This is a genomic window from Bradyrhizobium sp. CCGUVB4N (assembly GCF_024199945.1).
In the GTDB taxonomy this organism is placed as follows: domain Bacteria; phylum Pseudomonadota; class Alphaproteobacteria; order Rhizobiales; family Xanthobacteraceae; genus Bradyrhizobium.
This window is the reverse complement of sequence record NZ_JANADP010000001.1, coordinates 6,068,509-6,093,423: the sequence shown is the minus strand read 5'-3', so window position 1 is coordinate 6,093,423 and position 24,915 is coordinate 6,068,509. Positions and strand designations below refer to the sequence as shown.

Below are 24,915 nucleotides of genomic sequence, written 5' to 3'. Positions count from 1 at the left end.
TTCCAGATCACCAATTTCAACCCCTCGTTCACCATCTGGAAACGGTCCCCCGCTTAGAGTCCTCTCCACCTGCCTTGGGGGTGAGGGGTTTCCATGATTTCGAACGTCGTCGCGCGCCGCTGCGCGATGTTTTTCTTTGCGCTGTCGGTTTGTGTCGCCGGCGCCCGTCATATTACCGAAGCCCATGCGGCCGGCGCATTTGCCGTCGGCAAGTGCGGCGCCTATGGCCAGGCCTATGATTTTGGTGCCGAGCACGAAGCGCGTGTCGCGGCACAAAAGCAGTGCAAGGGCGACTGCACGACCGTGACGATGAAGCGCGCCTGCGCGGCGATGTCGGTCGACATGGCCAATCCCTGCGGCGCCTATGGCTATGCCGTGAAGCCGAAGATCTCGGCCACGCTCAATGCGGCCACGCGCGAATGCTACAAATATGGCGGCAAGGAATGCGTGATCCGCGCCTGGGCCTGCGACGCCAAAGGCTGATCAAGGATTGATCCAAGGCTAGCGCAGCGATTCCAAGCCTAGCGCAGCGATCCAAGGCTAGCGCAGCCATCCAGGACTAGCGCAACCATCCCGCGTTGGTCTGCACCAGTTTTGCCGGCTGCTCCTGCGCATCCACCGACCAAGGCACCTTGCCCCCGGTGAATTCCGACCAGGCTTTCAAGAGGCGCGCTTCGATGCCGACCATGGCATGGGCCTGCCAGCCGGCGATTGCCGCGGCGGCCACGCCGCTGCCGGTCGAGCCCGCGCCGACATCCGCAAGCAGTGACGTCGTCGTCGCCATGTCGTTGTAGACACCGAGCTCCTGCTGGAGGTCGGCGAGCCTGCGCGAGAAGCGCCGCGCCGATTTGCGGTGCTCGCAGAGCGGGAGCAGGAAGTCGGCGACATAGCGCAGCTTCTTCGCGGCGAGACGGACGCGGTGCCGCTGCTCGGTCGGCAGCGATTTGAAGCGACGGCCGCGCTTCAGCACCTTTGCATGCTGAGCAGCGAGGATGTTGCGTGCAAAATTGATCGCGGGCTCTGCGAGTTGCGCCAGACCTTCGGGAGCGACCTCGCTGCGCCAGCCGCGCGCTTCGATCCAGGCGCCGAGCCCGATCACGAAATACTGGCAGCGCCGGTCGGCGAGGGCGAGGCGGGCCTCCTCGTAGCAGGTCGCGCGACGTTCGTCGGCGAGTGCGCCCAGCGTGTCGAAGCCGGCGACAGACGGACAGCCATCCGCGACGGTCCGCAACGTCTCCTGTCGAAACACGTCCCAGTCACGTGCGCCGGAGAGACTTGCCGCGAGCCACTTCGCCTCGGCGCGCATCAGGTCGAGCTTGTTCAGCGACACCACTGATCGCATCAGATCGAGCGCGGATCGCAGGCGTCGCAACGCGACGCGAAGCTGATGCATCCCTTCGGGATCGCGCCCGTCCTCGGCAGCCGGCAACGACTGCAGCAAATGCAAAAGACAGGATCGCAGGATCTCGGAAAAGGCCTCATCGAGCGATATGGACGGATCGAGACGAAGCTTTGGCGGCTTCGGTGCCCGCGGCGGCACATCGGCCGCGAGATCGAAGCCGCGCGCCGATTTGGTCCGGATCGAAGGCTTCACCGGACCATGCTCGGCAAGCCGCAAAGCCAATTCCCAGATTGCGGACGGGCTACCGCTCTTGAGCTCCAGTTCGATCTCGCTGACCGGCAGCGAGCGATCACCGGATATCAATTGGCCCTGGTCGAAGGCGATCTCGACTGTGCCGGACGGCAGGTCCACCATGCGCTGATGTCGACGAATGTCGGTCGTGAAGACCGCTTCGAGCGGATGACGTTCGAGATCGGCGCGCAGCTTCTCCGGAATAAAGGGAAGCGCCAGCGCGATGTCGGGCGCAATGGAAGGCACGCTTGCCTCCCACTCGCCGCGCCGCAACGGATCGTTGGCCAATTCGGCTTTCACTGTCTGCGTGAAACGCGCGCCACTCTGACGGACTCGAAAGCTCAATCCGCTACGCTGGAGCGCATGCTTGGCCGTGTCGTAATAGATCGCCTTCAGGTGCTTGCGCGTGCCCTTGTTGCGCGCATTCGTCGCGATGATGGGCGCAGCGTTGAACCCCGCCAGGCGGTCGGAAGCCACGAGCAGCTTGAGCTCGATTTCGGTCGCGCGCGGCACGTCATCGCGAGACGGCGGGAGTTCCGGCGCTGTCGTCTCCGCACGCGCGTCATCAGCGGAGAACCCGGCCTGCAAAGACTCGTCGTGCGAAGATGCATCGTCGGGGAACGCGGAGCCGGGCGCCTCACCAGGGGGAGGAACAACAAAATCGTTAGATTTCTTCCCATCCTCAGGGATCGGATGGCCGTTGGCCTTCGCAAGCCGTTGTACGGGGTCGAGGGCTCGCTTGATGGCGCCGGTTTCGGACATACACGCTTTATGACAGTTCGGTGACAGAGCGCAGACATATACCCGACTTGACTCGCGGGGAGAAGCGCGAGCCGTCGCATCTCCATTGAAATTTCCGAGCTGTGATCAATGGGTCAATCCGGGTTACGTTCATGTCCGCCGTCATTCGCGCGGGGAATCTTCTTTCTTTCCCGACGCTTGGACGTGTGTTGGGAGAAATCATGCAGTTCGACACCAAGATCGCCGTTGTCATTCGCAACGATCTCCAGGCCTGGCAGAAGCTCAATGTCGCATCGTTCCTGACGAGCGGCGTCGCGGCCGCCTTTCCGGAGTGCATCGGCGACACCTATGAGGACGCCTCGGCTACGAAATATCTTGCGCTGATCGGCCAGCCGATCCTGATTTATGGTGCCGATGGTCCGGCATTGTCGCGTGCACTCGATCGTGCACTCACGCGCAGCGTCACGCCCGCGGTCTATACCGAGGACATGTTCAAGACCACGCATGATGCCGCCAATCGCGAGGCGGTGAAGACGGTTGCGCGTACCGATCTCAATCTCGTCGGCATCGCGATGCGCGCCGATCGCAAAGTGATCGACAAGATCGTCGACGGCCTAAAATTTCATAGTTGAAGCAGGTGCTGATGAGTTTCACCTCTCCCGCTTGCGGGAGAGGTCGGCGCAACGCGCCGGGTGAGGGTTCTTTCCTCTAGGGGATTGTCCCGTTGCGGAGAAACCCTCTCCCCAACCCTCTCCCGCAAGCGGGAGAGGGAGCGCACCTCAGCTCGGCGGCATCGTCTCGAACTTGGCCAGGCCAGCATCGAGATGGTCCCAGTCATACGCACGCGCCGCGTAGGTCACCACGTGCGGCTTGTAGCGGGCGGGCTCGTCGAGGCTCGCGGCGCGGATGGTGAAGATGTCGGGCATGGCCTTGAAGGTCATGTAGACGGCCACGCCGCACGCGGGGCAGAAGGCTCGCGTCTTCACATTGCCGCTGTCGCCGGTCATGTCCCATTTTTTGGCGTCGCCTGTCACCGTGACGCCTTCGCGCGCGAAGGTGGCGTAGGAGCCATGTCCGGTGCCGCTTTCACGCTGGCAGTCCCGGCACTGACAATGGTTGGCGAACAGGGGCTCGCCGGCGATCGAATAGCGGATCGCACCGCAGGCGCAGCCGCCGGTGTAGGGCTTGTCCATCGTGATCACTCCTCGACTGTCTCGTTACTTTTATTCGCCGCTGATCTCGTCGAGCTGCCGGACGACCTTCTTCCAGCCGCCGCTCATGATGGTGTAGGCACTCTCGTTCCGGGGCAGCACGAAACCCGCATGCACCAGTTGAATCCGCGTGCCGGCTTCGACCGGGGTGAGGGACCACGTCACGACGGTGTCGAGCGGCGCGCCGTAGCCGATGTTGCGCTCGTCGCCGCCCCGCCAGGCATAGACGAGGCGCCGGTTCGGTATGACCTCCAGAACGCGGCAATGGATGACGCCGTCCCAGTTGCCGCCAGGCTTGGTCTGGTACGTGAAGACATTGCCGACGACGGCTTCGAAATCGGTCGGTGGCATCAGCCAGCGCGCGATCAGCTGGGCGCTGGTCAGCGCTTTCCAGATCGTCTCGGGTGCGTGAGGGAAGACGTCGTCCAGAACGATGTCCTTGGTCTCGGCTTTCAACGCGGCTGCACTCACGGGTCGATCTCCTTCAAGAGGTCACGCAGGTTCTGGAAGCGCTCGCGCCAGAAGACGCCGTAATGATCCATCCAGGTCACCAGCGGCTCGAGGCCTTGCGGCGCGGCGCGGTAATAGACGTTGCGGCCTTCGGCGCGCTCGGCGACGAGGCCGGCCTGCTTCAACGATTTCAGGTGCTGCGAGATCGCGCCCTGCGTCACGCCGCTGCCGCGCGTGAGTTCGGCGACGCTGATCTCCTTGCTCTCGAACACGCGCTCGAACACCGCGCGGCGGGTCGGATCGGCGAGGGCGCGCATCACGACGGAGACAGGGTTTGGGGCGGCTTCGATCATGTCAATCAATTAGCATTGGCTAATGCATTAGTCAATACTAATTTGTTCGGCGTCAATGGCCGCGATTCCCATTGACTATGACTGACTAGTCAGTCATAAATAACGAATGACAAAGAAGCCCACCAAAGCGGCTGCGGCCAAAGCAGCAAGTCGCAAGCCGGAAGCGGACGGGGAAGCCGCTGCTCCGGCACCGAGCCGCGCCACGCGCGCGGCCGAGCGGCGCGATGCGATCGTCGAGGCTGCGATGGAGGAGTTCATCGCGCGCGGCTTTGCCGCGACGCGGCTCGACGACATCGCCAAGCGCGCAGGCGTCGCGAAGGGCACGATCTACCTGCATTTCAAGGACAAGGAATCGATGTTCGAGGAGCTGGTGCGCACCGTGATCGTGCCGGTGGTGGCGCGGCTCAATGCGTTGCCGCCGCCGACGGGCTCGGTGCGCGATCTGATCGAAACCTTTGCCGGCAACTTTCTCAAAGAGGTGATCGGGACGAGGCGCGGCGATCTGGTCCGCCTCATCGTGGCCGAAGGGCCGCGCTTTCCATCGGTCGCCGACTTCTACTACCGCGAGGTCGTGTCGCGCGGGATCGCGGGCATGCGCGCCCTGATCGAGCTCGGCGTGGCCCGCGGCGAGATCCACCAGAAGAATCTCGCTCGCTATCCGCAGATCCTGATCGCGCCCGCGATGATCGCGGTGATCTGGCAGAGCCTGTTTGCGCGGCACGCGCCGCTCGATGCGCAGGACATGCTGCGCGTCCATCTCGATTTGATTTTTGGCGAACGGAGGACGACATGAGGTCGTCGCAAATCATATTTGCAATCGCATTGGCCGCTGTGCTCGCAACCGGACTTGCCGGTTGCAATGAGAAGCGCGATCCCGGCTTCCAGGGCTGGGTCGAAGCTGACATGATCTATGTCAGTCCGGACGAGGCGGGCCGGGTCATCAAGCTGGACATCCGCGAAGGCGATGTCGTGAAGGTCAGCGATCCCCTGTATTCCGTCGACGACGATCTCCAGCTTGCCGATCTCAACCAGACCAAGGCGACGCTTGCCAACGCGCAGCAGGTGTTCGATCGCGCGGATTCCCTGCGCAAGACCGGCTCGGGCACGCAAGCAGCACTCGATTCCGCCGTCTCCGACTTGCGGGTCGCGCAGGCGCGGGTGGTCACATCGGAGACGCGGTTGGCGCGGCGCAAGGGTTTTGCGCCTGTCGCCGGGACCATCCAGCAGATCTATTTCCGCGAAGGCGAGATGGTCGCGGCGCAGCGGCCGGTGCTCTCGATCATGCCGCCCGGCAACATGAAGCTGCGCTTCTTCGTGCCGGAAGCGGAGTTGCCGAAATTGTCGATCGGCGACGAAGTGCGGGTCGCCTGCGACAATTGCGCGGCCGATCTCACCGCCAAGATCTATTTCATCGCGACCTCGGCTGAATACACGCCACCAGTGATCTACAGCCTGGAGGAGCGCAACAAGCTCGTCTACCTGATCCAGGCGAGGCCCTCGCGGCCCGATGCCTTGCGGGTGGGGCAGCCGATCGACGTCTATCTCCATCCCAAGACGCCGGTGGCGGACAAGCGATGAACGCCGGCAACGACATCGCGATCGACGTCAAGGGCCTGACCAAGTCGTTCGGCGGCCGCGAGGTCGTGCACGATCTGTCGATGCAGGTGAAGCGCGGCTCGATCTACGGCTTTCTCGGGCCGAACGGCTCGGGCAAGACCACGACCATCCGCATCCTCTGTGGCCTGCTCACACCCGACAGCGGCGAGGGCACCTGCCTCGGCTACGACATCCTGAAGGACGCCGACAAGATCAAGCGCCAGGTCGGCTACATGACCCAGCGCTTCAGCCTGTACCAGGACCTGTCCGTGCGCGAGAATCTCGAATTCGTCGCGCGGCTCTATGGCATCACCGACCCGCGCGGTGCGGCGCGCGACATGATCAAGCGGCTCGGGCTTTCGGGCCGCGAGGAGCAGCTCGCCGGCGAGCTCTCCGGCGGCTGGAAGCAGCGGCTCGCGTTAGGTGCCTGCACGCTGCCGAGCCCGAAGCTGCTCTTGCTCGACGAGCCGACGGCTGGTGTCGATCCGAAGGCGCGGCGCGATTTCTGGAACGAGATCCATGCGCTCGCGGCCGAAGGGCTCACCGTGCTGGTTTCGACCCATTACATGGACGAGGCCGAGCGCTGCCACGAGATCGCTTACATCGCCTACGGTCATCTGCTGACGCACGGCACGGTGGAGGAGGTGATCGCGGGATCCGCGCTCTCGACCTACACCGTAACGGGCGAGGATTTGAACGACCTCACGGCCGCGCTCACCGGCAAGCCCGGAATCGATATGGTGGCACCGTTCGGCACATCGCTGCATGTTTCCGGGCGCGACGTCGCAGCGCTCGAGGCCAGCATCGCGCCGTGGCGCGACAACAGCGGTCTGCGCTGGCACAAATCGGCGCCCTCGCTGGAAGACGTGTTCATCGAGCTGATGGGCCGCTCCAAGGACAATTTTCAAGGATAGTTGCAATGAGCGCCGTCGATCATCCCGCGCCAGCGCACGAAATCCGGGAGCGGTTCGGCTTCTGGAAGCGCTCCTATGCGATGCTGGTCAAGGAGTTTATCCAGCTCAAGCGCGATCGGGTCTCGTTCGCGATGATCGTGATGCTGCCGGTGATGCAGCTCTTGCTGTTCGGCTATGCCATCAACACCACGCCGCACAATCTGCCGAGCGCGGTGCTGCTCCAGGAAGATTCCGATCTCGCCCGCTCGGTCCTGAAGGCGCTGGAGAATACCGCCTATTACCGCTTCATCTACGAGGTGCATGACGTCGACGAGTTCGACAACCTCCTGAAATCCGGCAAGGTGCTGTTCGGCGTCGAGATCCCGCGCGGCTTCGAGCGCGCGGTGCGCCGCGGCGACAAGCCGGCGCTGCTGGTCGCGGCCGATGCCACCGATCCGGTCGCGGCGAGCGCCGCACTCGGCTCGCTCGGCATGATCGTGCAGACTGCGCTGGCGCACGATCTCTACATCGGCGATCCCCCGGAAATGCCGTTCGAGATCCGCGCGCACGCCCGCTACAATCCGGCCGCGAATTCCAGCCTCAACATCGTGCCGGGCCTGGTCGGCACCATCCTCACCATGACCATGCTGATCTTCACCGCGCTCTCGGTGACGCGCGAGGTCGAGCGCGGCACGATGGAGAGCCTGCTGTCGATGCCGATCAAGCCGGTCGAGGTGATGTTCGGCAAGATCATCCCTTACGTGCTGGTCGGCTTTATCCAGGCCTTCCTGATCATCAGCATCGGTATCGGCCTGTTCGGCGTGCCGCTGCTCGGCAACGTCCTCCTGCTGGCGTTGCTGTCGACGCTCTTCATCGCCACGAATCTCTCGATCGGGTACACGATCTCGACCCTGGTGCAGAACCAGCTCCAGGCCATGCAGATGTCGATGATGTTCTTCCTGCCGAGCATCCTGCTGTCCGGCTTCATGTTCCCATTCGCGGGCATGCCGAATTGGGCGCAATATGTCGGCGAATGCCTGCCGCTGACACACTATCTGCGCATCGTCCGCGCCATCATGCTGAAGGGCGCCTCCATGCCTAACCTGCGTTTCGACGCGGCAGCGCTCGCCATCCTGATGCTGGTCGCGATGACCATCGCCGTGACGCGCTTCCGCCGCACGCTGGATTGAGGCAGACTGCCCCGGAATCGAGGGGGTGAAATGGTCAGCCTGGTCAGCGGGAAAGTCCGGCAGAAAGCCGTCTTGTCGGAGGAGTTCGAGCGCGAGCTGACGCGCGAAGTGCTGCGCACCGAGCTGTTGCGGGTGAAGGCGTTGATCGCCACCGGCTGCGTCATGATGGTCATGCTCACGGCAACCTTCGTGATCGATCCTGCCATCTCGAACCGGATCTGGCGCGGGACCGAGGGCATGGTCCGCGAATATGTCCTCGTGGCGGGGTTCCTGCTGTTCGAGGTCTGGGTCCACAGCCAGATCAGGAGAAACATCAAGCTCGATCGCGACCTGCCGGTGGTCAGGCGCTATATCGGCGCCTTCATCGAGACGTCGCTGCCGACGCTCATCCTGATCCTCCAGATCCGCAGCATGGGCGCGAGCCAGGCGCTCGGCTTCGTGTTGCCTCTGGTCTATTTCATCTTCGTCATTCTTTCGACGCTGCGGCTTGATTTCTGGCTGTCCACCTTCACGGGATTTGTCGCCGCAGCCGAACTGCTGGCTGTTGCGCTGTACTACAATCCGGTGAGCGACGCCGGCGAGCCTCTGATCTACTTCCACACCGTGCGCAGTATGGTCATCCTGGTCTGCGGCGTGCTGGCGGGCTCCGTCGGCGCGCAGCTGCGGCGGCAATTCGCCGCGAGCATCGCGGCGGCCACCGCGCGCGACCGGGTGACCAACCTGTTCGGCCAGCACGTCTCGCCGCAAGTGGTCGAGCGGCTGATGGCGGAGGGGACGAGCGCGGCGGGCGACCTCCGCTGCGTCGCCGTGATGTTCGTCGATTTCCGCGGCTTTACCGCCGGTGCGCAGTCGCGCACGCCGCAGGAGGTCGTCGACCGGCTTGACGGTGCCTTCGCGGTGCTGGTCGATATTCTCGACCGCCACGGCGGCATCGTGAACAAGTTTCTCGGCGACGGCTTTCTCGCGCTGTTCGGCGCGCCGCTGGAGGCATCCGATGCCGCCCATCGCGCGGTCGCCGCCGGCCGCGACATGCTGACCGCAATGGACCACATCAATGCGCAGACGAGCTGGCCGCTGCGGATCGGCATCGGCATCCATTTCGGCGAGGTCGTCGCCGGCAATATCGGCTCACCCCGGCGCAAGGAATACACGGTGATCGGCGACACCGTGAATTTCGCCTCGCGGCTGGAAGCACTCAACAAGGAGTTGGGCTCGCAGCTCCTGATCTCCGCCTCCGTACGCGAGGCGCTCGGCGACGATGGCGAGGATGCGGTCGCGCTCGGCGAGGTCACGGTGCGCGGTTACGAGCAGCCGGTCGCGGTGTTTCAGCTGGGGTGAGGGGACCGCTCGCGTTTCTTTGAAGGCGCGCGTTGAAATATCCGCGGCACCATTCCGCTCTTGGACTTCAGGAAGCCGCAACCCGGCTTCCTGATATCACCTGGAGAGGAAACCATGACCCGATTGACCTTTGTCTCGGCTGCTCTGATCGCTGCTTCGGTCTATCAAATACAGGCCGCTGCGGCTCGTGACGTCGCTCCGATGCGGCGCGGCGCGACCCATGCGACGGCGGACTGCGCGCGGGCTCCGGCGGAGGGTGCGTACGCGACTGCGCCGTACAAGGAGCCGCCCTGCATGCCGAAGACGAACTGACAATCGAAGTCAGGCGAGGCCGGGTGGGGCGACGTCAGCCAACCCGGCCTCGCGCCCGCGTGCCCCGATCTTCCTTCGGTATCCTGGTAGTTCTTGACTCCTCTCTCATCTAGTCATCTATATGACTATATGAATTCAGCTCCGCGCGACGAACGCCTTCCCCGCTATCAGCTTCTGCGCGACGACCTCGCCGCGCGCATCAACCGCAATGAATGGCGGCCGGGCGAGCCGATTCCGTCGGAGGCCGAGCTTGGCGCCCATTATGGCGTCGCCATCGGCACCGTGCGCAAGGCGATCGACCAGCTCGCCGCGGACGCGGTGCTGGAGCGCCAGCAGGGCCGCGGCACGTTCGTGCGCCGCGCGCGCTTCAACTCCTCGCTGTTCCGCTTCTTCCGCTTCCAGTCCGAAAGCGGCGAGCGGCGCGTGCCGAAGAGCCGCATCATCCGGCGCAAGAGCGTGCCCGCGACATCGGCCGTCGCCTCGGCGCTGCGTATCCCGGTGGGCGAGCCGGTGATCAGCCTCTCGCGTCTGCGGCTGATCGACGATGTGCCGCTGCTGGCCGAGGAGATCTGGCTCCAGCAATCGCGTTTCGCAAAAATTCTCGAGATCGACACCGCCGAGTTCGGCGACCTCTTGTATCCGCTCTACGAGGAGCGCTGCGGCGAGGTCGTGGTTTCCGCCGAGGAAATCCTGACGGTCGAGACCGCCAACGAGATGCAGGCGCGATTGTTGCGGCTCGAGGCCCACGCGCCGCTGATCGTGATCGAACGCCTCGCGCTCGATCTGGAGCGGCGGCCGATCGAATGGCGCCGTTCGCGCGGGCCGGCGGATCGCTTCCGCTACCACGCCGAGATCCGCTGACGGCGGCCTTCAACGACATCAAGCAATAAACGAGTACAGGGGTAGGAAACATGTCGAACTGGTACAGTGAAAGCTCGCCGCTGGAGCGGCGCACGTTCTGGGCAAGCTTTGGCGGCTGGGCGCTGGATGCGCTCGACGTCCAGATGTTCGGCCTTGCCATCCCCGCGCTGATCGCGGCCTTCGGCATCAGCAAGGCCGATGCCGGCTTGCTCGGCTCGGTCACGTTGTTCTTCGGTGCGTTCGGCGGCTGGCTCGGCGGCGCGCTCGGCGACCGTTTCGGCCGGGTGAAGGCGCTCCAGATCACGGTTGCGACCTTTGCGCTGGCGACGTTCGCTTCAGCCTTTGCGATGAGCTACACCCAACTCCTGGTGCTCAAGGCGATCCAGGGCCTCGGTTTCGGCGCCGAATGGGCCTGCGGCGCGGTGCTGATGGCCGAGATCATCCGGCCCGAGCATCGCGGCAAGGCGCTTGGCACGGTGCAAAGCGCCTGGGCCGTCGGTTGGGGCGCGGCCGTGCTGTTATCGGCGCTGGTCTTCACCTATGCGCCGGCCGATATCGCCTGGCGCATCCTGTTTGCGATCGGACTGTTGCCGGCGCTGCTCATCATCTTCATCCGCCGCGGGCTGAAGGAGCCGCCGCGCGCCGTTGCCAAGGATGCAGAGATGCCGTTCCTTGCCACGCTTTCCGGCATCTTCCACCGCGACGTGCTGCGCTCGACCCTGGTCGGCGGCCTGTTCGGCATCGGTGCCCATGGCGGCTATGCCGCGTTGACGACCTTCCTGCCGACATATCTGCGCGAAGTGCGGCACTTGTCGGTGCTCGGCTCCAGCGGCTATCTCGCCGTCATCATCGTCGCCTTCTTCTGCGGCTGTGTCGCCAGCGGCATCATCAGCGACCGCATCGGGCGCCGGGCCAATGTCGCGTTGTTCGCCAGCGCCTGCATCGCAACCGTGCTGGTCTACATCTTTGCGCCGCTGACCAACGGCGAAATGCTGCTGCTCGGCTTTCCGCTCGGCTTCTTCTCGGCCGGCCTTCCCGCCAGCATGGCGGCGCTGTTCAGCGAGCTCTATCCGGCCGGCGTACGCGGCACCGGCGTCGGCTTCTGTTACAATTTCGGCCGCGTCGTCTCCGCCGCGTTTCCCTTCCTGGTCGGCTTTCTCGGCGATCGCATCGGTCTCGGGCCCGCGATCGGCATCGATGCGGCGTTTGCCTATGCATTGGTGCTGATCGCGGTGCTGCTCCTGCCCGAGACCCGCGGCAAGGTGTTCGAGCAGGCCGTGGCGACGCGCGCCTGACGAAGTATGAGGAGCAGCCATCATGACATTGTCCCAGCGCGGCCTGACGCGCCGCCAGTTTGGTGCGGGCCTCGCGTCGCTCGCCACCGTGGTCGCGACCACAGCCAGGAGTGAGGCGGCATTGCCCGTTATCGACACCCACGCCCATGTCTTTCATCGCGAGCTCAAGCTCGCGCCGGGCCGGCGTTATGCGCCGGACTATGACGCGCCGCTGTCGCTCTATCTCGAGCAGCTCGACCACAACGGCATGACCAACGGCGTGCTGGTGCAGCCGAGCTTCCTGGGCACCGAAAATTCCTATCTGGTCGACTGCCTGAAGCAGACCAACGGCCGCCTGCGCGGCATCGCGGTCGTCGATCCCGCGATCAGCGCGGACGAGTTGCGCCAGCTCGATCGCGCCGGCGTGGTCGGCATTCGCCTCAATCTCGTAGGCCAGCCCTTGCCCGATCTCGCTGCGAGCGAATGGAAGGGGTTGCTCGTAAATGTGAAGGCGATGGGCTGGCAGGTCGAGATCCAGCGCAACGCCTCCGATCTCGCGCTGCTCGCGCCGCAGCTGCTCGATCTCGGCGTCACCGTCGTGCTCGATCACTACGCGCTGCCAGATCCGAAACTCGGTGTCGCCGATCCCGGCTTTCGATCGGTGCTGAAGCTTGGCGCGACGCGAAACGTGTGGGTCAAGATCTCCGCGCCGTACCGCAACGGGGCGGCGGGCGAAAGCTTTGCGAAAGAGGCTTATCCGCTGCTGCGCGACGCGTACGGCCTCGATCGCCTGTTGTGGGGCAGCGACTGGCCGCATACGCAGTTCGAGGCAACGCAGAGCTACGCGAAGAACCGGCAATTCCTCGACACGCTCATTGTCGACACGAGCGAGCGCGCGCAAGTGTTGGCATCGCCGCGACCGCTCTTTCGTTTCTGACACGCATCGCGATTGCTCCGATTGCTCTCTATTTTGGGGCATGACGGACAATGTTTTGGGCTTGTAGAGTGCTGCGCGAGGCGGCCGGTTTGCTGCCGCCATTTGCGTGAGGACTTTACATGCAGCGCCGCTACATCACCGTCGACGTGTTCACGGACCGCGCCTTCGGCGGCAACCAGCTTGCCGTGGTGCTCGACGCTGGCGGGCTGTCCACGCAGCAGATGCAGGCGATCGCGACCGAGTTCAACTATTCCGAGACGACGTTCGTGCTGCCGCCGCGCGACAAGGCCAACGACGCCGAGGTGCGCATCTTCACGCCCGTGCTGGAGATTGCCTTTGCCGGCCACCCCAATGTCGGAACGGCCTTCGTACTCGCCTCGATGGCGAAAGAGCCGAAGCCCCGGCTCTTGTTCGAGGAGAAAGCCGGGCTCGTGCCGGTCGAGATCGTGAGAGAGCAGGGCCGGGTGATCAGGACGGAGCTTACCGCGCCGCAGCCGCTGGCGCGGTATGCGCCGCTGTCACCGGCTGAAGCCGCGAGCTGCATTTCGCTGACCGCGGATGATGTCAGGACCGACAACCACGCACCGCATGTCGTCACCGTCGGAAACGCGTTTCTGGTGATGGAGCTGCATTCGCGCGAGGCATTGAAGCGGGCCCGCCCCGATGCGGCAGCCTACGGCAAGATTTTGCCGCGCGATGGCGCCCGCTCGGTGTGGTTCTATACGCGCGACGTGCCTGCGGCCGAGGCGCCCTGCGAGCGGCAGGCGCGCATGTTCATGCGCGGCGCGAGCGGCCTCACCGAAGATCCCGCCACCGGCAGCGCGACCGTTGCGGCCGCCGCGCTATTCGCCGATCTCGATCCCACGCGCGAGGGCGAATTGCAGCTCACGGTCGGCCAGGGCTTCGACATGGGCCGGCCGAGCATTCTGCGCACCCGTGTGCGTAAGCAGGACGGTAAGGTCGTATCAGCCCATGTCGGCGGCGCTTGCGTGCAGATGATGGAGGGGACGTTCAGGTTGGCGGGAGAGGCTTAGTCTGTAGCCCCGATGGAGCGCAGCGAAATCCGGGCAACAGACTTAGACCCGTCATCCTGAGGTGCGAGCTCTTGCGAGCCTCGAAGGATGTGCGGCCGATGTGTCGCAGCATCAATGCCACGCCGCCGCCCTTCGAGGCCTCCGCTTCGCTACGGCACCTCAGGGTGACGGCTACGGAGGCAACTACACCTGCCGTCCAGCCAGATTCCTCACCGCCACGCCATCGCGCTCCTCGATGATCTCGGCGATCATCTGACGGTGGCAGTGGGTGTGGTCGCGCTCGTAGCAGAGCAGGCAGACGGGGCCGGCCTTCTTCACCAGCGCCGAGAGCTCGTCCATCGCTTCCCTGGCCTCAGGCGCCTTCAAGTGCTTTGAGAAGATCTTTTCCAGCACGTCGTATTGGCCACTGCGCGCGGCGAGGCGGCCTTCCTTCGGCGTGCCGAGTGCTGCGAGATGCACATAGGCGATGCCGCGCTCGTCGAGGCCTGCGGCCAGCTGCTTCTTGGAAAAGCCCGGCCGCCGCGACGACGTCACCGCGCGCACATCGACGACCAGCTTGACGCCGGCCTGCTCCAGCTCGTCCAGCACGGCCTTGGGCGGCGTCTGCTCATAGCCGATGGTGAAGAGCTTCTTCGCCTTGGCCATGGACTCTCCTCACGAGACTCGCGCGATCAGTTCCATGGCGCCGTGCGGCGCGCGCACCTTGCCCTCGTGAATGACATAGGCGAACACGTCGCGCGGCTCTTTCTTGGGCTTCGCCTTGTCGACCTTCGGCAGGTCGTCCGGTTCGCCGCCGTCGGCCCAGGCCTGGAAGCGCTCGGCCCAGGCGTCCAACTGCTTCGGCGGGTAGCAGGTCTTGATCTCGTCATTGCCCTTCTGCAGCCGGGCATAGACGAAGTCGCCGGCGACATCGGCGATCGCCGGATATTTGCCGTGCTCGGCGAATACCACGGGCGTCTCGAACTCGCGGATCAGCGCGATGAAGTCCGGCGCGCAAAAACTGTCGTGGCGCACCTCCACCACGTGGCGCAGCGCGCGGCCCTCGAGCTTGCGCGGCAACAGCTCCAGAAACTTGCCGAAATCGGCGCCGTCGAATTTCTTGGTCGGCGCGAATTGCCAGAGCACGGGGCCGAGATGGTCGCCGAGTTCCAGCACCCCGGAATCATAGAACCGCTTGATGGAATCGCCGGCTTCGGCCAGCACGCGGCGGTTGGTGGCAAAGCGCGGCCCCTTCACCGAGAACACAAAACCCTCGGGCACGTCGGCTGCCCATTTGCGAAAGCTCTCCGGCTTCTGCGAGCCGTAATAGGTGCCGTTGATCTCGATCGACGTCAGCTTCGAGGCCGCGTAGGACAGCTCCTTCGCCTGCGTCAGCTTCTCCGGATAGAACACGCCACGCCACGGCTCGAAGGTCCAGCCGCCGATTCCGATGAAGATGTTGCCGGATTTTTTGGTCGCGGTTTTTGCTTTGGCCACGGGGGATCTCGCATCGACGGGAAGGGGAGATCTGCATCCTAGTCAAACCAGAAGTGATTGGCCAGTTGCGGTGTCCCGTCTAAGCTGACGAAGAAATCTGCGCAAAAAGGAGAACAAGATGCGGATGCTGATGCTGGGAGCGGCGCTCGTCATGATGACATCTGCTGCCATGACGTCTGTTGCGATGGCTGACGATGACGACGCGAAGGGCGCGCAGAAGCTCGCCATGCAGGGCCGCGACGATTACTGGCATTGCCTGGCGCGGGAGTATTCGCGCGACAGCAATCAGGGCATGTCGGAACAGGATTTTGGAAAGTCGGTTTCGGGGGCCTGCCCCTCGGAACGGCAATATTACCGGGTGGCGCTGCTCGACTATCTGACCTCGCAGTATCCGAACATCGAATCCGGTGCCCATCTCGCGACCGCGAACAGGGCGGTGGAGGCGGCGCAGAAGGACATCGTGACCGCCTTCGTCAAGCACCGGCCGCCGCAGAAATAGGGCGGCAGACCGTCGCGGTCCGGCGGCCCTTCCGGCCGTGCGATCATCCGTGGTATGACTGGCGGCATCTGGAGCGGGGACGGGTTGGCATGTCGTCTGAGTCGGTAGGTGGCATCTTTGGCGCGATCGTCGCGGCGGTCGTGCTGGCGGTCGCCGTCGTCTTCGGGCCGATCGGGCAGTACGGCAAGCCGCCGAAGCCGGCCAAGGTCGAGCCGGCCCCCGCCGCCATGGCGCCCGCAGCCCCGGCTGCGCCGGCGCCGCGGGGCCCGGTGATCCGGGAAGTCCCGAACCAGTAATGGCCTGAAAAAGACCTCCTGGCCCCCTTGCGGAGCGGCCGCGTCGTACCCATTTAAGTGACAACGGCAACGTTGAGTAACAATCTCCGTTGTTGAGACGACCTTGGAATAGCTTGGGCTAGCGCCGGATGTACGCGCGGTCCACCATTCCGGGGTCGTTGGCATTTTTGGGCCTGTTTTGGGCCATCTCCCGAGAACCCCGGCTTGGCATCGCAGGACGCGGCAGATATACGCTGCCGTCATGAATGAAGCGATCAGACCGGGCGTCGGCGGCCAGGCTCAAGAGGGGCCGGAACTGTCGGTCATCGTCCCGACTTTCAACGAGCGCGACAACGTCACGGTGCTGTACCGGCGGCTGGAGGCGACGCTTGTCAACGTTGCCTGGGAAGTCGTGTTCGTCGACGACAATTCGCCCGACGGCACCTCCGACGTGGTGCGGGCGCTGGCGCAACAGGACAGCCGCGTGCGCTGCATCCGCCGCATCGGCCGCCGCGGCCTGTCGGGCGCGTGCATCGAGGGCATCCTGGCCTCCAGCGCGCCTTTCGCCGCCGTGATCGACGCCGACCTCCAGCACGACGAGACACAGCTGCCGAAGATGCTGTTGCTGCTCGCAAGCGATCAGGCCGACCTCGTCGTCGGCAGCCGCTACATCGAGGGCTACAAGAGCGAAGGCTTCAACAAGCAGCGTGCCGGCGCCAGTGCGCTGGCGACCGAGGTGGCGAAGAAGATGCTCCGGGTCGAGATCGCCGATCCGATGAGCGGCTTCTTCATGGTCCGCCGCGACCGGTTCGAGCAATTGGCACCAAAGCTGTCGGTGCACGGCTTCAAGATCCTGCTCGATCTCGTCGCGAGTGCGCAGGGCAATTTGCGCGCGGTCGAGATTCCCTACACGTTCGGCGCCCGCCAGCATGGCGAGAGCAAGCTCGATTCCATGGTCGCGCTCGATTTCCTTGGCCTCGTGCTGGCGAAGCTCACCAACGACATCGTCTCGCTGCGTTTCATCCTGTTCGCGATGGTGGGCGGCATCGGCCTCGTGGTGCATCTCACCACGCTGTTCATCGGACTTCAGTTGTTCAAGGCGCCGTTCGCGGAGGCGCAGGCGGCAGGCGCCATCATCGCCATGACGACCAATTTCATCATGAACAATTTCCTCACCTATCGGGATCAGCGGTTGAAGGGCTTTGCGATCCTGCGCGGCCTGATCATGTTCTACATCGTGTGCAGCGTCGGTCTGCTCGCCAATGTCGGCGTCGCCTTCTCGGTCTACGACCAGGAACCGATCTGGTGGCTGGCGGGCCTCGCCGGCGCGCTGATGGGCGTGGTGTGGAATTACGCGATGTCCGGACTGTTCGTCTGGCGCAAGAAATAGTGCGCCCAGAAAACGGACAAGGATTCGGGTATGGGCGGGGCTGACGCGCGGATCGTCCGCAATACGGCGCTGGTGATTCTTGCGCTGGTCGCATTGCGGCTGGTCGCGGCCGCCTTCACGCCGATCACCTTCGACGAAGCCTATTACTGGATGTGGTCGCAGAACCTGGCGGGCGGTTACTACGACCATCCGCCGATGGTGGCTTACGTCATCCGCGCCGGCACCATGATCGCCGGCGACACCGAGCTCGGCGTCCGCCTGGTCTCGATCCTGCTCGCGCTGCCGATGAGTTATGCGATCTATCGTTCGGCCGCGATCCTGTTCGGCGGTGCCCGGGTGGCAGCGACCAGCGCCATCCTGCTCAACGTGACGATGATGGCCTCGGTCGGCACGCTGATCGTGACGCCGGATGCGCCGTTGCTGGTCGCCTCCAGCTTCGTGCTGTTCTTCCTCGCAAAAGTGCTGGAGACCGGTCGCGGTGCCTGGTGGCTCGCGGTCGGTGCCGCCGTCGGCGCGGCGCTGCTGTCGAAGTACACCGCGATGTTCTTTGGTGCGGCGATCCTGATCTGGCTCGCTTCCGTGCCGAAACTGCGGCGCTGGTTCCTCTCGCCCTGGCCCTATCTCGGCGGCCTCGTCGCGCTCGCGCTGTTCTCGCCGGTGATCCTCTGGAATGCGGATCATCACTGGGTTTCGTTCGTCAAGCAGCTCGGTCGCGCCAGGATCGAGGATTTTCGGCCGGTCTTCATTGCCGAGCTGATCCCGACCCAGATCGCGTTTGCGACCCCGCTGGTCTTCATCCTCGGTGCGATGGGCCTGCACGCGCTGACCTGGCGGAGAGCCGGCGCGCTGGCCTCGCGCGTGCTGATCGAGACGATGTTCTGGACCATCGTCGCCTATTTCGTCTGGCATTCGCTGCATGCCCGCGTCGAGGCCAACTGGTTTGCGCCGGTCTATCCGCCCTTCGTCGTTGCCGCCGCCGCCGCGGCCAATCTCGTGCAATGGAAACCGCGCGCGCAACGCCTAGTGGATTTTTGCCTGCGCTGGGCCGCGCCGACCGGCATCGTGATGTTTGCCGCGCTGATCCTTCAGGCCAATACGGGCTGGCTATCCGGCTATCGCCGCGATGCGACGGTCCGCAGCGTCGGCGTCGGCTGGCGGGAGCTTGCCGCGGAGATCGAAGCGGCACGTGTCCGCGCAGGCGCGACCTGCGTGCTCACGCCGGATTACGGCACCACGGGCTGGCTTGCCTTCTATCTGCCGCGCGGCACCTGCGTGGTGCAGCAGAACCAGCGCATCCGCTGGGTCAACATGCCCGATCCCGATCCAAAACTGCTCGCGGGGAAGCTGATCTATGTCGACGAGCTGCGCCCCGACGGCCATCCGTTCCTGAACGACCTCTTCACGCAGGTGAGCCGTGTCGCCGAGCTGCAGCGCAAGCGCGGGCCGCTCGTGGTCGAGACCTACGGCGTGGATCTGCTCGAGGGCGCCAAGGGCGACGTGCTGGACCGCTCGCCGCCGCCTGAACTTCTGCCCTGAACCGGCCGCACCTCGCGGGTGCGGGCTGCACTCACCAGCGGGGGATTTCGCCGGTCGGAACGGTCGTCGAAACCGCGTTGTTGTTCTTGGGAATGACGAGCGGGCTGAGGCAGGCGAAGGCCTCGATCGAATTGTAGATGAAGTTCATCATGCCATCGACCCCCATCACCGCGATCGTGCGATTGAGCGCTGCAACCTGCAGAAACCGGTTCTCCATCGGGAAGCAGAGCTCCAGGAGCCTCTTCGCGCCTCGGGGCGAAACCACATAACCCGCCGTGCCGAAGCAATTGACGAGCCGAAACGCGGCGACCTCCGAGGTCGATCTTTGAAAGACCGGCGCGCTTTCATTGCTCTGATGCTTGGGCGTGAACACCATCTCGGTCTTGAAGCCGGGCGTCAGCTCGAGGGCGAGAATGGAGTCCGTATTGTAGCCGAGCGCGACGTAGTCCCAGTCCTTGAGACGATGAAGGAAATCCAGGCGCTCGGTGATGTCATTGCGGATGATCGCGTCGTCCTCGAACACGAGCGCCGGGGCTTCGGATTGAACGGTCTGTTGCCAGATCCGCAAGTGCGAGGCGGCGCAACCGACGGCACCGGGCGTGAACTGCGCTCCGGGCACGACAAGGTTCATCCCGAGCGCGTCCTGCGATGAGAACGATGCGCCTTCGGATGCCTCAAATCGTTCGAAGGCGATCTTCGATCCGGCATTCAGTCTCAGGAAGCTTTCGTACTTTTCCGGCTGACGGTTGAGGTTGACGACGAAGTTCTTCATGGAAAGGACCAGATTCAAAGTTCGGATAAAGCGTCGACCGCTGGTTGAGGCATATCAACGGGCCCCTTGATTCGCCACGCGCCGGCGTGGCGAGGCGAATGTGGTGTCCAGCTTCGAGCAAGCTCCACGGGATAATTGAGAAGCGGCAACCTTCCTGCACTGTCAGGAATCGGATTGCTGCCTGCTCTCCCTTGATCCGGAAGGTCCCCGATGAATTATCACGACGGCACTCTCGCAAGAACAAACGAGATCTCGACTGGGCCGTCTTCGCTGACGCGGGATGAAGTTTACCAGATCTGCCTTCGGCATCTGAAAACGGGTGAGCTCGAACAGGCCGAAGCCCGTTGTCGGGAAGGGCTTGCCTCCGATGGAAACCACGCCGGTCTGCTTCATCTGATGGCCGGTGTCTCTCTGCTCAACGGGAATTACGATGCCGCCCTGGAGTGGGCCGGCCGCGCCCTCACCAATGAGATGAAGGCGACCTATCTCGCAACGTTCGGAACGGCTCTGCTGGGCAAGGGTCTCCAGGCGGAGGCGCTGGAGGCGTTTCAGCGCGCGGTGGCGCTCGATCCCGTCGATCCGTCAATCTGGGAGAATTTCGGCAACGCCTTGAGCAGGACGGGGCATGTCAACCAGGCGAGCCTTTGCGTTCTGATCGCGCGGGCATATCAGAAATTGCCATTCCTCGCGGAGTGCCGTTCGGTCCCGCGCAGCGATTGGAATGCCCTGACGGCGCAGTTCAATCCGCATCTTCGGAGCCGCCCGGGCGCAACTGAAGCCCGCGATCCCATTCACTGCTTCTGGTCGAATGCCCCGCTGAGCGAGATGTCGCGTCTCTCGCTCCAGTCGATGGTCCGCCAGGGCCATCCGGTGAAGCTGTACACCTACGACAATGTCGCTGCCATGCAGGCACGCGTGCCGCCCGGCGTCATGGTGGTCGATGCGGGGAATCTCGTGCCGGGTGCGATCTACCAGCACGCCGTCCTGAACAGCGAGATCCGTTACTTCAGCGACATCTTCCGCTACGCCGTTCTCCACGAGTTCGGCGGCTGGTGGCTCGACACGGACATCGTGCTGGTGAAGCCGCTGGAGTTTGGCCGGGAGCATGTGTTTTCCGCGCAGTGGTCGGGAGTCGAGAACGGGCATGTCTGCGTCGGCGACGTGATGCGCGCGCCCAAGGGCTCGGTTCACATGGCCAATCTGTATGCCCTGTCGCTGCAGCGGCTGTTCAGCGAAAAGCGCGTCGAATACGGCGCGGTTGGGCCGCTGCTGCTCAGCGAATACCTGCTTGTGGCAGGCGATGAGGCGCTCCAATCCTCGATTCTGCCGCCGACGACCTTCAACGCGATCGACTGGCGCGAAGTGGATCGGTTCGCGGCCGAAGGCCGCGCCGGCTTCGATCTTCTGAGCGATCCCCGTGTCACGGGTGTCCATCTCTGGGGAAAAATGTGGGCCGAACGGGGTCTGCGCTTCGATGCGGTCCCCGAGCAGAGCGTGGCGGGCTATCTCAAGAAGCTGGTGCTCGAGCCGAACTGGCTGACGCAGCTTGCGGCGAAATACGACTCCGACAAGGGCGCAGTCTACAAGGGCCACCTTGCCCATCACTACACGCGCGTCTATCACGAGCTGTTCCGATCGAAGGCGCTCGAGCCCATTCGCATCCTCGAGATCGGCCTGTGCCGCGGGCGGGTCGAAGGCTGGACTCAGGATCAGGTGCCGTCGCTGCAGATGTGGCTGGACTACTTCCCGAATGCGGAAGTCATCGGCGTCGACATCGAGGACTTCAGCTGGTTCTCCCATTCGCGGGTCAGGATCCATCGGGTCGATCAGGGCGACCGGACCATGCTGGCGGAGCTCGCAAGCAAAGAGAACGCGCTGGACATCATCATCGACGACGGTTCTCACGCCTCGGTGCACCAGCACCTGACGCTCGGCGTGCTGTTTCCCTCGCTGAAGCCGGGCGGCTTGTTCGTGATCGAGGATCTCGACTGGCAGCCGCCGGAGATCCCGTCCAACGGCGCCCCCCTGGTCAAGGATGTGCTCAACGCCATGAAGGCGAGCGGCACGTTCATATCCAACGTCATGACCGAAGCCGAAGCGAAGCTGATCTCTGACGAAGTCGACGAGATCCTCCTCAACGACAGTTTCCGCGAGTTGATGTCGCGCGGCAAGCTGGGTGGCTTGGGCGTGCTGAAGCGCAAGGCGCGATAGCCGGAGCTTGGCCCGCGGCCTCAGTCGATCATCTCGGCTTTGGCCGCGGCCTGGCTCGGCCTGTCCTGGTCGCGCCAGAACCAGACGGTCACGACGCCGGAGCGGCCGCGGATCTGCGTCAGCAGGGGGCCCGCCAGGACCCCGTCAGGCGCGCCGTGAAAGTCGGCCGCATCGAGCAGCTTGTCGGTCATCGCGAGCCGGGCGCCGTTCTGCGCCGCGACCTCCATCAGCCGGCTCGCGAGATTGACGGTGTCGCCGTTTGCGGTGATGTGCTGATGGCTCTCGCCGAGACGCGACGCGACGATCGGGCCGAAATGCGCCCCGATCTTGAAGCCGAGCCGGCCACCGATCGCAGGCGGCAATGATGCGATCCAGCGCTCGACGCCGCGATGCAGGTCGATCGCACATTTCAGCGCCCGCGCCGCGTCATCCGGCATCGCGCCCGGCAGGCCGAACAGGATCATCGCGCCGTCGCCGAGGAAGCTCGTGATCATGCCGCCGCAATCGACCGCGGCCCGGTCGATCAGCGCGTGGAATGCTTGCAAGATATCCTGAAGCTCGTCCGGATCGATCCGCTGGCTCAGCGCAGTGAAATCGGAGAGATCGATGAAGACGATGGCCGCATCCTGCCGGACGGGCTTCGCCAGGAAATCGGGATCGCGTGCCAGCCACTCCTGCACGGCCGGCGCCTGGAATTGCGCCAGCGACCGGCTCTTGGCGGCGAGATACTGCGTGCGGCGACCTCCTGCCCACAATTGCACGCCGATGAACACCGCAACCGGTGGCACCGCGGCCGCGAGCGTGGTCGCGGCATCGAGCCAGATCCCGTGCGTGAACGCGAACAGATTGAGCCCGGCCCAGGCGATCATCACCACGGCCGCCGCCACGAAGCCGAGCGCGCTGCGTCGCCAGGCCAGCAGGCCCACCAGCAGCATCGGCAGCAGGATCGCGATGAGCGCATCGGCGATGTGAACCTTGCGATCGCGCACGACGCTGTCGCCGGCAACGAGATGCGTGATCGCGGTCGAGATCACCTCCACGCCCGGCATGAGGGAATCGAACGGCGTCGGGAAGAAATCGCCGCCGCCGGCAACGGCGGCGCCGATCACGACGATCCGGTTCTCGATCGCCTTGCGGTCGAGCGTGCCGTCGAAAATGCTCTGTGCGCTCACGGTGCGGATGGTGCGGCGCGGGCCGTAATAGGTGATCGGCAGCGCGAAGTCGGCGTCGGTCGGCACGGCGCGATCGCCGAGCATGAGATGATCGGGGGCGATCGTCAGCGGCTTGTCCAGTGCGCGGCTCGCGACCCGCAGCGGAAACGACAATTCGACCTTGTCGTCCGTCCGGAACAGCATCGGCACCGAGAGCGGTGAGCCCGATTGCCCGGTCGCGACGTTGACGATGCCGACATCGGCGTGATCGGCGAACGCCGGCAACGGCAGCAGGAAGCGCTCGGCCTGGGGCAGGGCGGCGAGCGGCCCGGCGCTGGCGGGCGCCACGGTCTCGCTCGCGCTCGGAAAGATCGCGGCGGCTGCGAGCACCATGGGACCGGTGGCGAGCGTGTTGGCCAGCGTGGCGTCGCCGATTGCAGCACTGCGGTCGATCAGCAGCAGGTCGATCGCGACGACCTTCGGCTTGAACTGCACGATGGTGTCGACCACGCGGGCGAGATCGGCGCGCGGTAGCGGATAGCTGCCGCCACGTTTCACCACGGTGTCGTCGATGGCGACGATGGTGACGAGATCGGGCGGAGCCTGCACGCCGCGGACCTGCGTTCGCCAATCCGTCAGCGTGGCCTCGAGCCGATCGAGGAAACGCAGGTGACCGTTGGCGTGGCCCGCATAGATGCCCGCGCCCCACAGCGCGGCGAGGACAAGTGCCACCAGAATTTGAACGCGTCTCTTCATGCCGCCGTACTGCAATCTTCTTTTTGTTGTCGGGGCCTGCCTGGGCAGGTCGTGACGACCGAGTTTTGTTGGCCGAGTCTTGTTGGTCGAGTCTTACTGGCCCAGTCTTGCCATCAGCGCGTCGACGCGCGGCTGGCCCCATGTCTTGACGGTCAGCGGACCGGTCGCTTCCACGTCGACGCCTTCGCCAACTCCCAGCACGACGCCTCGTCCACGCGCCGCCCTGCGGGTCACGCCGACCCGGCCGTTGGCGACGAACACCGACGTCTTGGCCTCGGCGACATCGACCGCCCATTTGGTGCCCCGCACGGCGGCGATGGCTTGCGGCGTCAGCACCTTGAAGGGATTGCCGCCCGGCTTCTTGGGCACTTCGATCAGCAGCGCCTTGCTGCTCAACTCCACGGAGTCAATATGTCCGTCGCGGTTGGCGTCGTTTAGTTCAAATCGGGCGCCGTTTTCGGCAACGATGGTGATGCCGTTGTCGCAACGCCAGGTCTGAGTCCCAGCGGCCGACGCCGATGCCGTGCAGCCCGCATTGGCGGCCGGCTGTGCAGTTGCAGATCCGATCAACACGAATGACCACGCCAGGGCGCAAAACCCGGCGCGCGAAAACCCTCTCATGCCAGCCTCCGTTTGCGTGCTCGGCACAGTCCAAGGCGATGTTGATACGGTACCGTATCACGCGTAGAGGCTGCTGAAAAGTGCCGGGTCGTTTAGCTATTTTTGCGCTGCGGCAATTTCCAGACCGGCGCGATCAACTTTCAGTCATGGCGCCGTGCCGCGTGAGCGATCGTCGCGCGATGCGTGATGTGTGATCTCTGTGATCCGCTGCCGCCGTTCTGCTGACATCTGCAGTTGACTGCACCAGCCTCGCGCAACGCTTCTCCGCTATCTTCCGGATATTGATGACCACGAAAACGACTTGGTTGGTGGGTCTAGAGATGCGGGCCGGAGACGTCCTCTGACCGTGCCGAACCGGCCGAGAATTATGGTTAACAGTTTCGCTTAAGTCCGTAGTTTTGCGGA

Annotated in this window: 26 protein-coding genes; 17 read left to right on the top strand and 9 right to left on the bottom strand. The window is 64.3% G+C overall.

The window, feature by feature from the left end:
* The first annotated feature begins 93 nt into the window (after window positions 1-93).
* On the top strand, window positions 94-483 hold the full coding sequence (locus NLM31_RS28295; protein ID WP_254194388.1) for a DUF4189 domain-containing protein: 390 nt from the start codon (window positions 94-96) through the stop codon (window positions 481-483).
* 76 nt (window positions 484-559) lie between these two features.
* Here the strand turns inward: NLM31_RS28295 and NLM31_RS28290 are convergent, their stop codons facing one another.
* Window positions 560-2,395: a CYTH and CHAD domain-containing protein gene (locus tag NLM31_RS28290; RefSeq protein ID WP_254194387.1), complete on the bottom strand. Its 1,836-nt coding sequence runs from the start codon at window positions 2,393-2,395 to the stop codon at window positions 560-562.
* Window positions 2,396-2,595: 200 nt separating this feature from the next.
* Here NLM31_RS28290 and NLM31_RS28285 point away from each other — a divergent pair, with 200 nt between their 5' ends.
* The gene (locus tag NLM31_RS28285) at window positions 2,596-3,006 is read left to right on the top strand and encodes a DUF2000 family protein (protein ID WP_254132445.1); all 411 of its coding nucleotides are present in this window, start codon (window positions 2,596-2,598) and stop codon (window positions 3,004-3,006) included.
* Window positions 3,007-3,153: 147 nt separating this feature from the next.
* On the opposite strand, the gene NLM31_RS28280 is transcribed toward NLM31_RS28285, so the two are convergent.
* Genes NLM31_RS28280 through NLM31_RS28270 form a run of 3 tightly spaced genes read right to left on the bottom strand, consistent with a single transcriptional unit; the run spans window position 3,154 to window position 4,388 of the window.
* The gene (locus tag NLM31_RS28280) at window positions 3,154-3,567 is read right to left on the bottom strand and encodes a GFA family protein (RefSeq protein WP_254194386.1); all 414 of its coding nucleotides are present in this window, start codon (window positions 3,565-3,567) and stop codon (window positions 3,154-3,156) included.
* 30 nt (window positions 3,568-3,597) lie between these two features.
* Window positions 3,598-4,056, bottom strand: coding sequence for an SRPBCC domain-containing protein (locus NLM31_RS28275; RefSeq protein ID WP_254194385.1), 459 nt, complete (start codon window positions 4,054-4,056; stop codon window positions 3,598-3,600).
* Window positions 4,053-4,388, bottom strand: a complete 336-nt coding sequence (locus NLM31_RS28270) for a helix-turn-helix transcriptional regulator (RefSeq protein ID WP_254194384.1) — start codon at window positions 4,386-4,388, stop codon at window positions 4,053-4,055. The genes NLM31_RS28275 and NLM31_RS28270 overlap by 4 nt, the downstream gene beginning before the upstream one ends.
* 106 nt (window positions 4,389-4,494) lie before the next feature.
* Between NLM31_RS28270 and NLM31_RS28265 the strand changes: the two genes are divergently transcribed.
* From NLM31_RS28265 to NLM31_RS28220, 10 genes are all read left to right on the top strand, one after another.
* Window positions 4,495-5,181 (top strand): TetR/AcrR family transcriptional regulator, encoded by a 687-nt coding sequence (locus tag NLM31_RS28265; RefSeq protein WP_254194383.1) that lies wholly within the window; start codon window positions 4,495-4,497, stop codon window positions 5,179-5,181.
* Window positions 5,178-5,966: an HlyD family secretion protein gene (locus NLM31_RS28260; protein WP_254194382.1), complete on the top strand. Its 789-nt coding sequence runs from the start codon at window positions 5,178-5,180 to the stop codon at window positions 5,964-5,966. The genes NLM31_RS28265 and NLM31_RS28260 overlap by 4 nt, the downstream gene beginning before the upstream one ends.
* Window positions 5,963-6,898 (top strand): ABC transporter ATP-binding protein, encoded by a 936-nt coding sequence (locus NLM31_RS28255; protein WP_254194381.1) that lies wholly within the window; start codon window positions 5,963-5,965, stop codon window positions 6,896-6,898. The genes NLM31_RS28260 and NLM31_RS28255 overlap by 4 nt, the downstream gene beginning before the upstream one ends.
* 5 nt (window positions 6,899-6,903) lie before the next feature.
* Window positions 6,904-8,067 (top strand): ABC transporter permease, encoded by a 1,164-nt coding sequence (locus NLM31_RS28250; RefSeq protein WP_254194380.1) that lies wholly within the window; start codon window positions 6,904-6,906, stop codon window positions 8,065-8,067.
* Between the two features lie 30 nt (window positions 8,068-8,097).
* Entirely contained in the window at window positions 8,098-9,405 is a 1,308-nt protein-coding gene (locus tag NLM31_RS28245; protein ID WP_254194379.1) for an adenylate/guanylate cyclase domain-containing protein, read from the top strand.
* A gap of 114 nt (window positions 9,406-9,519) precedes the next feature.
* Window positions 9,520-9,717: a hypothetical protein gene (locus NLM31_RS28240; protein WP_254194378.1), complete on the top strand. Its 198-nt coding sequence runs from the start codon at window positions 9,520-9,522 to the stop codon at window positions 9,715-9,717.
* A gap of 129 nt (window positions 9,718-9,846) precedes the next feature.
* Window positions 9,847-10,578 carry a GntR family transcriptional regulator gene (locus NLM31_RS28235; RefSeq protein ID WP_254194377.1) on the top strand — a complete coding sequence of 244 codons (732 nt, stop codon included), beginning with the start codon at window positions 9,847-9,849 and terminating at the stop codon, window positions 10,576-10,578.
* A gap of 50 nt (window positions 10,579-10,628) precedes the next feature.
* Window positions 10,629-11,873 carry an MFS transporter gene (locus NLM31_RS28230; protein WP_254194376.1) on the top strand — a complete coding sequence of 415 codons (1,245 nt, stop codon included), beginning with the start codon at window positions 10,629-10,631 and terminating at the stop codon, window positions 11,871-11,873.
* Window positions 11,874-11,895: 22 nt separating this feature from the next.
* Window positions 11,896-12,789 (top strand): amidohydrolase, encoded by an 894-nt coding sequence (locus NLM31_RS28225; RefSeq protein WP_254194375.1) that lies wholly within the window; start codon window positions 11,896-11,898, stop codon window positions 12,787-12,789.
* Between the two features lie 119 nt (window positions 12,790-12,908).
* Window positions 12,909-13,823, top strand: coding sequence for a PhzF family phenazine biosynthesis protein (locus NLM31_RS28220; RefSeq protein WP_254194374.1), 915 nt, complete (start codon window positions 12,909-12,911; stop codon window positions 13,821-13,823).
* A 183-nt stretch (window positions 13,824-14,006) separates the two neighbouring features.
* Here NLM31_RS28220 and NLM31_RS28215 read toward each other — a convergent pair whose 3' ends face one another.
* Both NLM31_RS28215 and NLM31_RS28210 read right to left on the bottom strand, forming a co-directional pair.
* Window positions 14,007-14,468, bottom strand: a complete 462-nt coding sequence (locus tag NLM31_RS28215) for a DUF488 family protein (RefSeq protein WP_254194373.1) — start codon at window positions 14,466-14,468, stop codon at window positions 14,007-14,009.
* A 9-nt stretch (window positions 14,469-14,477) separates the two neighbouring features.
* Window positions 14,478-15,299 carry a DUF72 domain-containing protein gene (locus NLM31_RS28210; RefSeq protein WP_254194372.1) on the bottom strand — a complete coding sequence of 274 codons (822 nt, stop codon included), beginning with the start codon at window positions 15,297-15,299 and terminating at the stop codon, window positions 14,478-14,480.
* Between the two features lie 118 nt (window positions 15,300-15,417).
* Here NLM31_RS28210 and NLM31_RS28205 point away from each other — a divergent pair, with 118 nt between their 5' ends.
* The 4 genes from NLM31_RS28205 (at window position 15,418) to NLM31_RS28190 (ending at window position 18,999) form a co-directional block, all read left to right on the top strand.
* Window positions 15,418-15,798, top strand: coding sequence for a hypothetical protein (locus NLM31_RS28205; protein WP_254132429.1), 381 nt, complete (start codon window positions 15,418-15,420; stop codon window positions 15,796-15,798).
* 89 nt (window positions 15,799-15,887) lie between these two features.
* Complete coding sequence (locus tag NLM31_RS28200) at window positions 15,888-16,094, top strand: hypothetical protein (protein WP_254132428.1); 207 nt, start codon at window positions 15,888-15,890, stop codon at window positions 16,092-16,094.
* A 241-nt stretch (window positions 16,095-16,335) separates the two neighbouring features.
* Complete coding sequence (locus NLM31_RS28195) at window positions 16,336-17,463, top strand: glycosyltransferase family 2 protein (RefSeq protein WP_254194371.1); 1,128 nt, start codon at window positions 16,336-16,338, stop codon at window positions 17,461-17,463.
* A 30-nt stretch (window positions 17,464-17,493) separates the two neighbouring features.
* Window positions 17,494-18,999, top strand: a complete 1,506-nt coding sequence (locus NLM31_RS28190; protein ID WP_254194370.1) for a glycosyltransferase family 39 protein — start codon at window positions 17,494-17,496, stop codon at window positions 18,997-18,999.
* Window positions 19,000-19,030: 31 nt separating this feature from the next.
* On the opposite strand, the gene NLM31_RS28185 is transcribed toward NLM31_RS28190, so the two are convergent.
* On the bottom strand, window positions 19,031-19,771 hold the full coding sequence (locus tag NLM31_RS28185) for a glycosyltransferase family 25 protein (RefSeq protein ID WP_254194369.1): 741 nt from the start codon (window positions 19,769-19,771) through the stop codon (window positions 19,031-19,033).
* A 396-nt stretch (window positions 19,772-20,167) separates the two neighbouring features.
* Here NLM31_RS28185 and NLM31_RS28180 point away from each other — a divergent pair, with 396 nt between their 5' ends.
* Window positions 20,168-21,982, top strand: coding sequence for a glycosyltransferase (locus NLM31_RS28180; protein WP_254194368.1), 1,815 nt, complete (start codon window positions 20,168-20,170; stop codon window positions 21,980-21,982).
* Between the two features lie 20 nt (window positions 21,983-22,002).
* Here the strand turns inward: NLM31_RS28180 and NLM31_RS28175 are convergent, their stop codons facing one another.
* A complete protein-coding gene (locus NLM31_RS28175; protein ID WP_254194367.1) occupies window positions 22,003-23,889 on the bottom strand; it encodes a CHASE2 domain-containing protein in 1,887 nt (628 codons plus the stop codon).
* Between the two features lie 93 nt (window positions 23,890-23,982).
* Window positions 23,983-24,510 (bottom strand): FecR domain-containing protein, encoded by a 528-nt coding sequence (locus tag NLM31_RS28170; RefSeq protein ID WP_254132422.1) that lies wholly within the window; start codon window positions 24,508-24,510, stop codon window positions 23,983-23,985.
* Window positions 24,511-24,915 lie beyond the last annotated feature (405 nt).

Excerpts from the sequence above, each read along its gene's own strand:
- NLM31_RS28265 (WP_254194383.1), top strand. The coding sequence starts at position 4,495 with ATGACAAAGAAGCCCACCAAAGCGGCTGCGGCCAAAGCAGCAAGTCGC.
- NLM31_RS28250 (WP_254194380.1), top strand. The coding sequence starts at position 6,904 with ATGAGCGCCGTCGATCATCCCGCGCCAGCGCACGAAATCCGGGAGCGG.
- NLM31_RS28205 (WP_254132429.1), top strand. The coding sequence starts at position 15,418 with ATGCGGATGCTGATGCTGGGAGCGGCGCTCGTCATGATGACATCTGCT.
- NLM31_RS28225 (WP_254194375.1), top strand. The coding sequence starts at position 11,896 with ATGACATTGTCCCAGCGCGGCCTGACGCGCCGCCAGTTTGGTGCGGGC.
- NLM31_RS28285 (WP_254132445.1), top strand. The coding sequence starts at position 2,596 with ATGCAGTTCGACACCAAGATCGCCGTTGTCATTCGCAACGATCTCCAG.
- NLM31_RS28220 (WP_254194374.1), top strand. The coding sequence starts at position 12,909 with ATGCAGCGCCGCTACATCACCGTCGACGTGTTCACGGACCGCGCCTTC.
- NLM31_RS28280 (WP_254194386.1), bottom strand. The coding sequence starts at position 3,567 with ATGGACAAGCCCTACACCGGCGGCTGCGCCTGCGGTGCGATCCGCTAT.
- NLM31_RS28255 (WP_254194381.1), top strand. The coding sequence starts at position 5,963 with ATGAACGCCGGCAACGACATCGCGATCGACGTCAAGGGCCTGACCAAG.
- NLM31_RS28200 (WP_254132428.1), top strand. The coding sequence starts at position 15,888 with ATGTCGTCTGAGTCGGTAGGTGGCATCTTTGGCGCGATCGTCGCGGCG.
- NLM31_RS28295 (WP_254194388.1), top strand. The coding sequence starts at position 94 with ATGATTTCGAACGTCGTCGCGCGCCGCTGCGCGATGTTTTTCTTTGCG.
- NLM31_RS28230 (WP_254194376.1), top strand. The coding sequence starts at position 10,629 with ATGTCGAACTGGTACAGTGAAAGCTCGCCGCTGGAGCGGCGCACGTTC.
- NLM31_RS28170 (WP_254132422.1), bottom strand. The coding sequence starts at position 24,510 with ATGAGAGGGTTTTCGCGCGCCGGGTTTTGCGCCCTGGCGTGGTCATTC.
- NLM31_RS28190 (WP_254194370.1), top strand. The coding sequence starts at position 17,494 with ATGGGCGGGGCTGACGCGCGGATCGTCCGCAATACGGCGCTGGTGATT.
- NLM31_RS28245 (WP_254194379.1), top strand. The coding sequence starts at position 8,098 with ATGGTCAGCCTGGTCAGCGGGAAAGTCCGGCAGAAAGCCGTCTTGTCG.
- NLM31_RS28185 (WP_254194369.1), bottom strand. The coding sequence starts at position 19,771 with ATGAAGAACTTCGTCGTCAACCTCAACCGTCAGCCGGAAAAGTACGAA.
- NLM31_RS28235 (WP_254194377.1), top strand. The coding sequence starts at position 9,847 with ATGAATTCAGCTCCGCGCGACGAACGCCTTCCCCGCTATCAGCTTCTG.
- NLM31_RS28195 (WP_254194371.1), top strand. The coding sequence starts at position 16,336 with ATGAATGAAGCGATCAGACCGGGCGTCGGCGGCCAGGCTCAAGAGGGG.
- NLM31_RS28270 (WP_254194384.1), bottom strand. The coding sequence starts at position 4,388 with ATGATCGAAGCCGCCCCAAACCCTGTCTCCGTCGTGATGCGCGCCCTC.
- NLM31_RS28290 (WP_254194387.1), bottom strand. The coding sequence starts at position 2,395 with ATGTCCGAAACCGGCGCCATCAAGCGAGCCCTCGACCCCGTACAACGG.
- NLM31_RS28260 (WP_254194382.1), top strand. The coding sequence starts at position 5,178 with ATGAGGTCGTCGCAAATCATATTTGCAATCGCATTGGCCGCTGTGCTC.
- NLM31_RS28180 (WP_254194368.1), top strand. The coding sequence starts at position 20,168 with ATGGCCGGTGTCTCTCTGCTCAACGGGAATTACGATGCCGCCCTGGAG.
- NLM31_RS28175 (WP_254194367.1), bottom strand. The coding sequence starts at position 23,889 with ATGAAGAGACGCGTTCAAATTCTGGTGGCACTTGTCCTCGCCGCGCTG.
- NLM31_RS28240 (WP_254194378.1), top strand. The coding sequence starts at position 9,520 with ATGACCCGATTGACCTTTGTCTCGGCTGCTCTGATCGCTGCTTCGGTC.
- NLM31_RS28215 (WP_254194373.1), bottom strand. The coding sequence starts at position 14,468 with ATGGCCAAGGCGAAGAAGCTCTTCACCATCGGCTATGAGCAGACGCCG.